The sequence below is a fragment of the Listeria booriae genome, assembly GCF_000766865.1.
In the GTDB taxonomy this organism is placed as follows: domain Bacteria; phylum Bacillota; class Bacilli; order Lactobacillales; family Listeriaceae; genus Listeria_A; species Listeria_A booriae.
In genome coordinates, this window is the sequence record NZ_JNFA01000019.1 from 300137 (window position 1) to 312970 (window position 12834).

At 40.3% G+C, this 12834-nt stretch carries 14 protein-coding genes; 6 read left to right on the forward strand and 8 right to left on the reverse strand.

Going from position 1 to position 12834, the window contains the following annotated elements:
- Window positions 1–101 precede the first annotated feature (101 nt).
- From lepB to EP57_RS07380, 5 genes are all read right to left on the reverse strand, one after another.
- On the reverse strand, window positions 102–701 hold the full coding sequence (lepB, locus tag EP57_RS07360) for a signal peptidase I (protein ID WP_052167601.1): 600 nt from the start codon (window positions 699–701) through the stop codon (window positions 102–104).
- A gap of 204 nt (window positions 702–905) precedes the next feature.
- A complete protein-coding gene (gene clpX, locus EP57_RS07365) occupies window positions 906–2174 on the reverse strand; it encodes an ATP-dependent protease ATP-binding subunit ClpX (RefSeq protein ID WP_036085531.1) in 1269 nt (422 codons plus the stop codon).
- Between the two features lie 257 nt (window positions 2175–2431).
- Window positions 2432–3748 carry a trigger factor gene (gene tig, locus EP57_RS07370; RefSeq protein ID WP_036085532.1) on the reverse strand — a complete coding sequence of 439 codons (1317 nt, stop codon included), beginning with the start codon at window positions 3746–3748 and terminating at the stop codon, window positions 2432–2434.
- Between the two features lie 118 nt (window positions 3749–3866).
- Window positions 3867–4817 carry a hypothetical protein gene (locus EP57_RS07375; RefSeq protein WP_036085535.1) on the reverse strand — a complete coding sequence of 317 codons (951 nt, stop codon included), beginning with the start codon at window positions 4815–4817 and terminating at the stop codon, window positions 3867–3869.
- Window positions 4818–5002: 185 nt separating this feature from the next.
- Window positions 5003–5215 (reverse strand): helix-turn-helix domain-containing protein, encoded by a 213-nt coding sequence (locus EP57_RS07380; protein ID WP_036085536.1) that lies wholly within the window; start codon window positions 5213–5215, stop codon window positions 5003–5005.
- Between the two features lie 151 nt (window positions 5216–5366).
- Between EP57_RS07380 and EP57_RS07385 the strand changes: the two genes are divergently transcribed.
- From EP57_RS07385 to EP57_RS07400, 4 genes are all read left to right on the forward strand, one after another.
- Entirely contained in the window at window positions 5367–5774 is a 408-nt protein-coding gene (locus tag EP57_RS07385; protein WP_036085538.1) for a helix-turn-helix domain-containing protein, read from the forward strand.
- A 129-nt stretch (window positions 5775–5903) separates the two neighbouring features.
- Window positions 5904–7091 carry a PrsW family glutamic-type intramembrane protease gene (locus tag EP57_RS07390; RefSeq protein ID WP_036085539.1) on the forward strand — a complete coding sequence of 396 codons (1188 nt, stop codon included), beginning with the start codon at window positions 5904–5906 and terminating at the stop codon, window positions 7089–7091.
- Window positions 7092–7198: 107 nt separating this feature from the next.
- A complete protein-coding gene (gene proB / locus EP57_RS07395; protein ID WP_036085542.1) occupies window positions 7199–8026 on the forward strand; it encodes a glutamate 5-kinase in 828 nt (275 codons plus the stop codon).
- Window positions 8023–9270 carry a glutamate-5-semialdehyde dehydrogenase gene (locus tag EP57_RS07400; protein WP_036085545.1) on the forward strand — a complete coding sequence of 416 codons (1248 nt, stop codon included), beginning with the start codon at window positions 8023–8025 and terminating at the stop codon, window positions 9268–9270. Before proB ends, EP57_RS07400 begins: the two co-directional genes overlap by 4 nt.
- Window positions 9271–9291: 21 nt before the next feature.
- Here the strand turns inward: EP57_RS07400 and EP57_RS07405 are convergent, their stop codons facing one another.
- A complete protein-coding gene (locus tag EP57_RS07405) occupies window positions 9292–10212 on the reverse strand; it encodes an alpha/beta fold hydrolase (protein ID WP_036085546.1) in 921 nt (306 codons plus the stop codon).
- A 141-nt stretch (window positions 10213–10353) separates the two neighbouring features.
- Here EP57_RS07405 and EP57_RS07410 point away from each other — a divergent pair, with 141 nt between their 5' ends.
- Together EP57_RS07410 and EP57_RS07415 are read left to right on the forward strand one after the other, a co-directional pair.
- Window positions 10354–10818 (forward strand): hypothetical protein, encoded by a 465-nt coding sequence (locus EP57_RS07410; RefSeq protein WP_036085549.1) that lies wholly within the window; start codon window positions 10354–10356, stop codon window positions 10816–10818.
- Window positions 10819–10941: 123 nt separating this feature from the next.
- Window positions 10942–11586, forward strand: coding sequence for a DUF1361 domain-containing protein (locus EP57_RS07415; RefSeq protein WP_036085551.1), 645 nt, complete (start codon window positions 10942–10944; stop codon window positions 11584–11586).
- 205 nt (window positions 11587–11791) lie between these two features.
- Here EP57_RS07415 and EP57_RS07420 read toward each other — a convergent pair whose 3' ends face one another.
- Window positions 11792–12115, reverse strand: coding sequence for an AzlD domain-containing protein (locus EP57_RS07420; RefSeq protein ID WP_036085553.1), 324 nt, complete (start codon window positions 12113–12115; stop codon window positions 11792–11794).
- Window positions 12112–12816, reverse strand: coding sequence for an AzlC family ABC transporter permease (locus tag EP57_RS07425; protein ID WP_036085555.1), 705 nt, complete (start codon window positions 12814–12816; stop codon window positions 12112–12114). The genes EP57_RS07420 and EP57_RS07425 overlap by 4 nt, the downstream gene beginning before the upstream one ends.
- Window positions 12817–12834 lie beyond the last annotated feature (18 nt).

The window sequence follows — 12834 nt, forward strand, 5'->3', positions numbered from 1 at the left end:
TACACTAATTCCACACATAAAAAAAGCTTGTACGCAGTTGTACAAACCCATTTGTCAAAGAAAGTGGTAAACAAAACAGCCGTCTTGCTTACCACACCTTTTTATTTTTGTAATGATTTGCCGAACGAGATGACTTTTCCAAGTACTTTATCCTCGTCTATAAAGCCAATGTAGCGGCTATCCTTACTGATTGGACGGTTATCTCCTAAAACAAATAATTTGCCTTTAGGAACCTTTGTTGCCCCACCACACGCTGGAATTGTAGCGAGCGAGAAGTTCGGATTCCCTTGTGCGCCATCGTTTAGCGTTGTTAAATAACCATTTGTTAAGTCTTTTTTCTCTGAATCTAAGTATGGTTCGTCATATTTCTTGCCATTAATATACAATTGATCTTGTTTATATTCCACTGTATCACCTGGTAAACCAATAACGCGCTTGATATATTCCGTATCTTTCTCATCTGGTGCCGGGAATACGATAATATCGAATCGATCTGGCCCTGTTACTTTATTAATAAATAAGTGCTCACCATCATGCAACGTTGGGTACATCGAATCTCCAAAAACTGTAACAGGTGAAATTACAAAATAGCGGAGTGCCATGGAAAGAATAACTGCAATCAGGATTACTTGAACCCATCCCCATATTGCTTTTCCTTTGCCACGACCAGTTTTTTTAGTCTCATTAGTCTCACTATCCATATCCTCTAGTTCCTCTCTACAATTACTACTAAACACAGCTTTAAGTATAGCATGAAATCCTTCTAAAAAAACAGTATAACATGCTGAGCAGTAGTAATTCTAATCCATTTCTAATAAATAATGTCTATCCTAACCACTGTTTACCCCATTATACAAAAGAAAAACGCCGACATCCAATAAATGGACACAGCGTTTTCTAATACATCATGCGGAAGTTTTGATCGGGATTACCGAACCATCTTCTAATTGAAGTTGAGGTTCTGCGTCACCTGTAACCGCTTCTTTTGTAATGATACATTTCTTAATATCATCGCGTGAAGGAATTTCAAACATCACTTCTAACATGATATGTTCAATAATCGAACGCAAACCACGTGCTCCTGTTTTACGAGCAATCGCTTCTTTGGCAATTTCGGATAATGCTTCTGGCTGGAATTCTAACTCAACGTCATCCAACTCTAACATTTTCGTATACTGCTTCACTAATGCGTTCTTTGGTTCTGTTAAGATTGAAATCAACGTTTCTTCGTCCAATTGTTCCAACGTCGCAATGACAGGCAAACGACCGATGAACTCAGGGATTAGACCGAATTTCAGTAAGTCTTCTGGAACTACTTTCGAAAGATAGGTTTCATTTTCTCTTAATTGTTCATTCTCTGTACCAAAACCGATAACTTTCTCGCCTAGGCGATTCTTAACGATTTGTTCGATACCATCAAATGCACCACCAACGATAAACAAGATATTTCCTGTATCGATTTGGATGAATTCTTGATGTGGGTGCTTACGTCCGCCTTGTGGAGGAACGCTTGCTACAGTCCCTTCTAAAATTTTCAGTAAGGCTTGTTGCACACCTTCACCAGAAACATCACGCGTAATCGATGGGTTTTCTGATTTACGTGCTACTTTGTCGATTTCATCAATGTAGATAATGCCTTTTTCGGCACGCTCGACATCAAAATCAGCAGCTTGAATCAGTTTTAGCAGAATATTTTCTACGTCTTCCCCAACATAGCCGGCTTCTGTTAAACTTGTCGCATCTGCAATCGCAAATGGAACGTTTAGCAAGCGAGCCAATGTTTGTGCTAGCAATGTTTTACCACTACCAGTTGGTCCGATTAGACAAATATTACTTTTTGAAAGTTCTACTGCTTCTTCTGATTTCTCGTTCTTTTCATTGGAGTTAATACGTTTATAGTGATTATAAACCGCTACTGCTAAGGCTTTCTTTGCGCGATCTTGGCCAATAACGTAGTCGCTTAAAATGCGGCGAATCTCTTGAGGCTTCGGCACATCGCCAAAATCTACAAATTCCGACACATTCAGTTCTTCTTCGATAATTTCGTTACATAGTTCGATACACTCGTCACAAATATACACGCCAGGTCCTGCAACTAATTTGCGCACTTGGTCTTGTGTTTTGCCACAAAAAGAACATTTCAATTGCCCTTTTTCGTCGTTAAATTTGAACAAGGTTTTCACCCCTTCTATTTAAGTGTTTCATAAGCATCATGCCTTCGTAAAACAAGCTTATGTCTGTTTATCATATCATTAGTTTGTGAGAAATGCTATTAAGAGCTATTGGCGAATAATGTGATTGTATTGCTCTATATCGAATACAGCGCTCTAAATTAGCAAAAAACACCATCACCGTCTCAAAAAAAGGCGGGAAGCACAAGTCGAACTCATGCCTCCCGCCTCATACACTGTAATGAATTGTTACGCTTTCCTTATTCCGCGTCTTCTTCTTTTACTTCTTTAGGTGCAACTTCTTTTGCATTTTCAACTAAAAGATCGATTGCTTTACGGATTTTAAGGTCTGATTTCAATTCGCTCATATCGCCTAGTGCAGCGCGTACTGCGTCTACTTCCATGCTGTATTTATCAGCTAATGTTTTCACTTCTTCGTCAATGTCTGCTTCTGTTGGCTCAATGCCTTCAGCTTCAGCAATTGCTTCTAAAACTAGGTTTGTTTTTACGCGTGTTTCAGCGTCTTTTTCCATTTGTGCATGCATTGCTTCTTCTGTTTGACCTGTGAACTGGTAGTAAAGTTCTGGAGTCAAACCTTGTGCTTGCAAGTCTTGCGCGAAGTGATTCATCATGTGATCTGCTTCGTGGTGTACCATTGCATGTGGAATGTCCACTTCTGCATTTTCTACCGCTTTAGCAATCGCTTCGTTTTGTTTCGCTTGAGATACGCTTTCTTCTTTTGCTTCTTGTAAGCGTTTTGTTACTTTTTCTTTTAGTTCAGCAAGAGTTTCCACTTCTTCGTCGATGTCTTTTGCAAGCTCATCGTCTAGTTCTGGAACTTCTTTTGTTTTTACTTCATGCACTTTGATCTTGAACACTACATCTTGACCTGCAAGATCTTCTGCGTGGTATTCTTCTGGGAACGTTAATTCAATATCTTTCTCTTCGCCAGCTTTAAGACCAACAACTTGTTCTTCAAAACCAGGAATGAATGAACCTGAACCAAGTTCTAATGAATGATTGTCTGCTTGGCCGCCTTCAAAAGCAACGCCATCTTTGAATCCTTCAAAATCAAGAATTACTGTGTCGCCGTCTTCAGCTGGAGCATCTTCGCGTACAACAAGTTCCGCTTGACGTTCTTGCATGTTTTTAAGTTCTGTTTCCACTTCTTCGTCTGTTAATTTAGCATCACGAGCTTCTACTTCTACACCTTTGTAGTCGCCAAGTTTCACTTCTGGTCTAACAGTTACTTGCGCTGTTAATACCCAAGTTTCGCCTTTTTCCATTGATTCTACATTGATTTGTGGGTTATCCACTGGATCAATACCAGACTCTTCAATTGCTGCAGCATAAACTTCTGGTAGCAAAATGTCTAATGCATCTTGATACAAAGCTTCTTCGCCAAAACGTTGGTTGAAAATTTGACGCGGCACTTTCCCTTTACGGAAACCTGGTACGTTTAGATTTTTACGAACTTTTTGGAATGCTTTATCCAATCCTGTTTTTACTTGTTCTTGACTCATTTCGAAAGTTAATGTTCCTACATTACCTTCTGCTTTTTCCCATTTCACTGACATGGTATTCCCTCCATACATCTATTTACTGGTTATTAGTCTTGATTCCTCAATACTTATTTCAGTCACACTCATACATAATAACATAAAACTTAGCGACTTGAAAACTACAATCATTCACTTATAGCAGATAATTTTGCTGTACCTGCTCCATTCTTTCAATAAACTGCATTGCTTCTATTAGTTGTTCGGGGTTAACATCGTTATTATCCTGCCATTCGTTCCCGTATAATTGCGACAACCACTTGCTATATGCCTCACTCCAAAGCGTAATATCCTCGGACGGAAAAGCAAAAGGATACATAATGAATAAATGTTGCTGCACAATGACAAGCAACTGCTCCAGAAAACTAGGATTCGAATGTTCAAAACGTCGTGTCAACGCATCGCTTAATTGCGCAGTAAAATCATCTTGACTAAGCATTGGAATCTTGCTCGGATTAAACATGTCGTCCATGCCCGCCTTACGAACAACAAACATCGCGTCTACTCTTTTTTCTTGTAACAGCTCAAATATCATCGATTTTACAAAAGGCGACGTGGTAGCATCCGCCAAAAACGCTTTGAACGGCAAAATATACGGCTCTACATCATGAAATCGCGCTTGTTGCAAAAATTCCAGTTGTTCCGGCGTACTCCACTCCGAAAATTGCGCCGCATTCCGTCTTGGTACAATTTTTTTAGGAAATTGAACGACATTATTTGGCGTAGCGGCTTCCTGTTCTGGTTCCTCCAACAACGATTCCTTTTCCAATTGCTGTTTCACTAAACTAAAATACGTTTCCATATCATCCAATTGTAGAAAAGTCGCCGATAATTCGCCCAATACTTCTTTGTTATAGCCATCCATCATCAAAAAGGACTGCCCCACTTCTTTCGCACTTGCAAAATCGGCCACCGCGTTATAAAACTTCACTAAAGCATACACCACTTGTTCATTACAAGGTCGTTCTATGTATGACCGTTCCAAAAAACGCTGCACCTCTTCTGCTTCCGATTCACGAAGCGCTGCAATACCTTCTTTCAAAAACGTTTCCACAATCGTTGGAAAAATAAACTCTGAATCTTTCATCACATAAACTCCTCACAATAAGACTGACATTCGCATTCCTTAGAAAGCCATATATTATATCTATAATACACGATTCTTCTGTAGTTAACATCCCTTTTTTATTTCATTTTTATTACTTTCTTTCACCGTTTTGTGTTACCATAAGAAAAAGCGTAGCAAATCGCCACGCTTTGAGGGCATCGGAATCAAAAAAAATCTTCCTGCTTACAATGTAAAATTTCTGCTAAAATCGCCGCCTTTTCTGCAGATAAACGTACCATCCCTTTTTCCAAGTTGGAGTAGCCGCTGCTGTATTTATAACCCATCCGTCTTGAAATAAAAGCTTGCGAGATGCCTAGAGATTCCCTCATGCTTCTTACTTTTGCCCAATCAATCTTTTTCTCTGCTGTTGACACCATACATATCGCTCCATTCTACTCAATTTGTGTTTATAAATACTATAATATCAACTCTTTGCGATGGTGTCAACTGACCTATAACTCGGTTTGTGTAATATATTAGCTGTTTCGTGTACATTATGATATAATATTTTCTAAAAGGAGTGATAATATGTCAAGTTTGAGCAGTAGACTTACAATTTTACGAAATAAAAAAGGGTGGTCCAAAGTCGAGACCGCTAAAAGATTAGGATTAAACGCTACATCGACGTATGGTAACTGGGAGTATGGCATTCGTGAACCAGATATTACTATGTTACGCCACATCGCGACTACTTTTGATGTATCTGTCGATTATTTGATTGGCTATGCCGAAGAATCTTCTTACAAACCAAGTACGATTGTGAAGAAAAATGATGTGAACGAAAGACTAGAAAAAGTACAAGAGAAATTGCGTTATGACGATGACGTACTTTTAAGTGGTACGCCTTTAGTTCCAGAAGTAGGCGCTTTTATCGACGACTCGCTGAAATTTGTACTAGAACAAGCGCACAAGCTGAACGAACAAGCAAGTCAATAATACTTATATGCCTCCCTTTAGATAACATAATCTAATTTTCCTAATATTTTTTAGTCTAATACGTTTCAAATGATGCATTTAGTGGAAATGGGTATAAGACTATAAATATAAATAAGGGAGGCGATCCTATTGTCTCATTGGTATTTCCAAAAAAATAATAAGACAATTGGTCCACTGACAGATTACGAACTAAAAACGCTATACAAGAGAAAGGAACTAACGCCAGACACGAAAGTGAAACAATCAGAAGATGGCGAATGGCAATTGTTGAAAGACACGCCACTGATTCATGATCATGCAGATTCCACGCATGCAAAAGATCCACATGGCAAGCCAGTCAACCATCATCCACATGAAAAAAACGGCATGCAACATTTAGGCTTAGGTGACATATTTGCGGATGTCTTCAAAAAACATCCAAAAGCAGATAGCGAAAAAGTATTTATTGCAGGAACAACCTACACAACACCCGAGGAAAAAGATATCGCAGCTTCTTGGACGCGACCATTCTTATTCTCCCGTGTATTCTTTGCTTTAGCAATTACTTATTTACTACTTTACGCTTGTACTTATTTCTTCGCGAATTCAAATACCATTCCAGGTTTGATGGTTATTGGTTCTTTCGCCGTACCATTTTCTGTACTCGTTCTATTTTTTGAAGTAAATGCACCGCGCAATATTAGTTTTTTTGATGTTTTGAAAATGTTCTTTATCGGTGGTGTGGCGGCGCTTGTTGCGACATTGATTCTATACGATGTGATTCCTGTTGGAAAATTGAACTACTTTAACGCATTCCTTGTTGGTATCATCGAAGAAACTGGAAAAATGGTCATCGTGGCACTATTCATCGTAGCCCTTCGACCAAAATATATTTTGAACGGTTTACTTATCGGTGCGGCAGTTGGTGCTGGTTTCGCGGCATTTGAATCACTTGGTTACGCGTTTAACTACAGTATTGAAGCTGCTGCTGTATTTAAAAATCTACACTTTGCTGGAGACACGATGTTGAATATCATCTTCTCTCGTGGCTGGCAATCGGTTGGTGGACATGTCGTGTGGGCTGCCATTTCTGGTGCAGCACTCATGATTGCGAAAGGATCTGATGCGAAGCTTGGCATGCGTCATATCTTTACTGGCAGATTCTTAGGGCTTTTCATTATTCCAATCGGTCTTCACTTCCTTTGGGATTGCCCGTGGAACCCACTTCCACAAATCGCGTTTAAACAAATCTTGTTAATCATTGTTGCTTGGATTGTTATCTTCTCTCTTATCAACAAAGGTTTACGCCAAGTTTCTGGCAAGAAAGCTACGAATTAAACAAGATACAGCCCATTTTATCTTTTTTGGATAGAATGGGTTTTTTTGCGCTTCAAAATAGTGTACAATGGATGGATATCATTTGACTTGAAAAGGAGAATCGTTCTATGCGTGCATCTTTAAAGAATTGCAAACGGATTGTTATCAAAGTTGGTACGAGCACTTTAATGTATCCGAATGGCAATGTAAATTTACGAACTATTGAAAAATTAGCGATGGTCCTTAGCGATCTTTGCAACGAAGGCAAGGAAGTCGTGCTTGTTTCTTCTGGAGCCATCGGTGTCGGTTGTCACAAATTGCAACTGCCGACGCGCCCTACAGAAATGCCAGACCTTCAGGCGATTGCTGCGGTCGGTCAAAGCGAACTGATGAATATTTATAATAAATTTTTTGGCGAATATGGGTATACCGTTGGGCAAGTGCTGCTAACGCGCGATGTCATTGACTACCCTACTAGCCGAAAAAACGTGATTAACACCTTTAATAAATTGTTGGAAAATCGTATTATCCCAATTGTGAATGAAAATGATACGGTTGCGATTGAAGAAATTGAGCATTTGACTAAGTTTGGAGATAATGATCGTTTGTCTGCTATTGTTTTGGAAGTTATTCAAGCGGATTTATTGATTATGCTGTCGGATATTGACGGTTTTTATGATAGTAATCCGACTGAAAATCCCGATTCGAAAATGTTTACTGAAATTCACCAAATCACGCCAGAACTGCAAAGTCTTGCGGGTGGCAAAGGTTCTGCTTTTGGGACTGGTGGCATGTTTACAAAGCTCGCTGCCGCCGATAAAGTTTTGAAAAATGATAGTAAAATGGTGTTGACGAACGGGAATCAGCCGGCGATTATTTTTGATATTATGAATGGAAAAAATATCGGAACATTGTTTGCTAAGGAAGCGCTAGTAAAGGGGGAAACAGGACAATGAGTGGACTTGTGGAGATGGGAAAACGTGCGAAAGTTGCCGCTTTGGCATTAAGTCAAGCGAAAACGAAGCAGAAAAATGAGGCGTTACTTGCACTTGCTGAGCGTTTAGTAGCTAATACAGCTGTTATTTTAGCCGCGAACGAAAAAGATTTAGCAGCAGCCGCTGACAATGGTGTGAAAGACGCGATGTTGGACCGATTACGCTTAACGGCTGAACGCGTGGTTGACATGGCAGAAGGCGTGAAACAAGTTGCTGCACTCGCTGATCCGATTGGCGAAGTGACGCACATGTGGAAAAACGAAGCCGATTTAACGATAGGTAAACAACGCGTTCCGCTCGGTGTCATTGGTATTATTTATGAATCACGTCCAAATGTGACGGTCGATGCTGCAGTTCTTTGTTTTAAAACTGGTAATGCGACGATTTTGCGTGGTGGTAGCGAGGCTTTTCATTCTAACATAGCCTTGGTGAAAATTATTCGCGAATCGCTTGCCGCATCTAATTTTCCAGCAGATGCTGTGCAGATTTTAGAAGATACGTCACGAGAAACGGCGCAGGCTTTGATGAAATTAAATGCTTATTTAGATGTTTTAATTCCGCGTGGCAGTGCTCGCCTCATTCAGGCTGTGCTTGAGAATGCAACCGTTCCTGTCATCGAAACTGGGACAGGGAATTGTCATGTTTACATCGATAAAGAAGCGCAACAAGAAATGGCAACCAAAATTATCGTGAATGCAAAAGCAAGCCGGCCTTCTGTTTGTAACGCCGCAGAAACGCTGTTAATTCATGAGGCTGTAGCGCCCGCTTTCTTACCTTCCATCATCGCAAAATTACGAGAAGAAAACGTTGAAATTCGTGGCGATGAACAAGTAGCCGCCATTGTTCCCGATGTTATCGCTGCGACTGAATCTGATTGGGAGACCGAATTCGCCGATTATATTTTAGCAATCAAAGTCGTTCCAAGCGACGATGCTGCTATTGCGCACATTAATCAATATGGCACGAAACACTCCGAGGCTATCGTCACAGACAATTATTTCACTAGCCAGAAGTTCCTCCAACAAGTCGATGCCGCAGCGGTTTACGTCAACGCCTCCACTCGTTTCACAGACGGTTTTGAGTTCGGTTTCGGAGCCGAAATCGGCATTAGCACGCAAAAACTACACGCCCGCGGTCCGATGGGATTGAATGAATTGACGTCTACGAAATACATTATTTATGGTGAAGGACAAATTCGAGAGTAACTAAAAAACAGGAGTGGCAATTTACGCCACTCCTGTTTTTTTATACCAAGTTACAACATCTTCAAATACCGTATATTTATTAATTTCATTGGTTAGCTCATGCCGCGCCTCTTCATATATTTTTAACGTTACATTTTCTACGCCAGCTTGCTCGTATTTCACGGCTAGTTTTGGCACATCTTTCCCTAAATGCCCTACTGGATCTTTACTTCCGGAAATCAGTAGTAACGGCAGATTTTTTGGTGTATTAGCAATTGTTTCTGCGTTTTGCGATTGCTCTACGCCGCGAAGCAAGCTGTGATAAAATCCTAGTGAACCAACTACTTGTCCGCCGAATGGGTCTTCCATGTATGCTTGATGCACCGCCGCGTCCCTAGAAAGCCAGCTAAACGGATGCTTTTCCTTCGCAAATTCACGGTTAAATCCATAAAACGATAATTTATGCAAAATTTTACTGCGTTTGCTAGCATTGCTTTTCGCCCTTAAGTTCGCATAAAAAAGACCTGTTCGCAACAACGGATCTGGCTGCAACCCACTTCCTGCCAAAACCGCTGCATCAACATGGTACTTCGTTAAGAAAACACGTGTCACAAAGCTTCCCATACTGTGGCCAAAAATAACATGTGGTATATCTGGGTAACGCGCTTTTATAAAATCAGCCACGACTTCCTCATCCGCCACCATCGCATCAAAACCGTCTGGATATGGCAAGTGCCCCAAATTCCCCGTATCTGCAGCGCTCTTACCAAAACCACGATGATCATCCGCAATGACAATAAAACCTTCCTTGTTTAAATACGATGCAAATTCGGCATACCTCGCTCCATGTTCCGCCATTCCGTGAACAATTTGTACAATGCCAACAGGTTTTTCAACATCCTCCCAAATATGCGCATGTAGTGGTAATTCATCATGCGACGTTATTTTTAATTCTGTGTGCATAAGACCCCTCCTCTTCCTTACAAAGAAACGCTAATTCCTACTCTTTACCCAACTAGTCTACCCTATTATGGAACTTTTTACACTTGTTCACATTATCACAAATATGTTAAAATGAAATCATGAATCAAAGGAGATGTTGACATGACAAAAGATATCGCGCACTTACAAATGTTTGACTACGTATTGAAAAAATATGGTAACAAGGAACTTTTTGCGAACACACGCATGGTTGTCGAGATTGATGGTAAGCTTTGGACAGGCGATTTTCTAATTTTAGATGACTGCCATATCATCGAAGTGGATTGGGCGGATAATGGTTATACGCAGGTCGAACTGACTCGTGAAGCAATTAACGCTGCTTTTGATGAAGCCATTCAAGTATCTAATGTGAATGTGAGTCAGAACCGTATCGATGCTAAGATTGCTTCGTTAAAACATCCAGAAATGCTGTATCAAGAAATAAGTCGTTTCGTCGATGCCGTAGATAGCCAAGAAAGCGGCTTGAAACCATTGTTATACAACGCGTACTGCTTGGATACACGCGTGAAATTACCTTTCTTAGACATTGCAAATAAGGAAATGTGTTTAGTGTCTTTAACAGTATAATTTAGAGCGGTAGCCTTTTACTAGGTTGCCGTTTTTTTATATGTTACAATATGGTCTTAAATCAATACTTTCTTATTTCGACAACTCAATAAGATTGTGCTACACGAAAGGAGTTGATTGCTTATGATGAAATGGTCTCGCATACTTATCGTCCTTTATTTCATCTACATCTTTTTCATTTTTCAAAGCTATAAATTCCTTGTTTTGAATGTATCGTTAGCCTATATTCCACTCGAGTTAGCTAACTTGGCTTGTAAAAAGAAATGGCACCCGATGATTTTTTGGCCCCTAGCGGCTCTATGGCTATTATTCTTCCCGAATTCGCCGTATTTATTGACTGACTTCTTCCATTTGGAGAATTTACGTGTCAATGCGATGCAGATTGGTGTTTTTTCGAATGATCCGCGTATTTGGAAGCATTTCACTGTGATGGCTGTGGGAATTCTATTTGGCCTTTACACCGGTTTTGTCTCGTTGAAATGGATGTTGGACGCGCTGATGGATCGTTTTCGAACTGCTGCCAATTCGGTTGCCTACTGGGGCACATTTGGCGTTATTATCGTACTTTCTGGTTACGCGATTTATCTCGGCCGATTCGCGCGATTGCATACAGTGTACTTGTTTACAGACCCTATGTATGTGATTCACCAAATGTTGGACGCGTTTTCGTATGAAATGTTCTATTTTATAGCTTGTTTCGTCGTTATCCAGATCGTTATTTACTTCATCTTTATAAAATTTCCAAATAAAAAGGCTAGCGCTTCATAAGCGCTAGCCTTTTTTTGATCATCGGGTGTGGATTTGCACCACACAAACTCATATTTAAATCTTAACTTGTTTAAATGTACTTTATACTGTTGCTTTGCTTCGAAGTTCTTTGCAACTAAATGCGTCTACCTATTCCGCCACCGATAATGATTATTTGACAACGGTATATATGATATCATGAATTCCGAATAAATGCAAGTTTATTTTAAAATAACAGCCGAAGTAACGCCATAATCACGACACCTAAAATGACTGTCCATAGTAAACTCCGCGTGATTAATGAGATGATAAAGGTTGCAATAACAGCGATTAGCTCTAGCCAGTGAATTTGAAAACCTTGTGCGCCGTTTGACATGAAACTTTCGATAACTAACGCGCTAAAAATACAAATTGGAATATAACTAAGCCATTTTAAAACCGGTGCTGAAATCTTCATGTTGCGCATAACAAGAAATGGTAGCATCCGCGGAATCGCCGTAACAAGGCAGCAACCGAGTAGCATCAACAAGAAACTTGGTGTAACACTCATCGATCTGTCACCACCCCAATGGTCGCAACGATAAGCGTGGATAGCACAACTGCTACGTTACTCGAAACGACAAATGATAAGCCAATCATGAAAATAAGCATATACAAGATCAGAAATGCAATGTGACGCAGTTTTGATTTAGGAACGCTCTGTAGTTGGAATACGAAAAGTGCTACAAACATCGCTGTGAGCGCGAAATCAAGCCCGAATAGCGCTGGGTTAGGAATTAGCTTGCCAACCATTCCTCCGAGTGCACATGAGGCAATCCACACGACATACGCCGTAATATTTAGCCCGTTCATCCAAGCTGCGTACATCGGTTCCTTTTTCGCAAGTTTCATCGCTGCAACACCGAAGGATTCATCTGTGACCAGGAGGCTGATGCCAATATTTTTGAGCATGGAATCTTTTTGAAAATGTGGTGCTAATGTGGCTCCTAATAGAAAATGGCGAAAATTCACGATAAATGTCGTTACGATGATAGCAAGTGTTGTACTGTTTGTAAGTAGCATCGCGCAAATAATGAATTGTGCGGCACCAGCGTATACAAACACGGCAAGCAGGGTAACTTCTAGAACGTTTAAATTCGCCGCAATCCCCGCTACACCAGCAGCAATACCAATACTTATGTAGCCAAGTAATGTTGGGATACAATCTTTTATCCCCTGTAAAAATGAGCCCTCCGAAACTTGTTCTGGCATTCAATCCCTCCTCTTTTA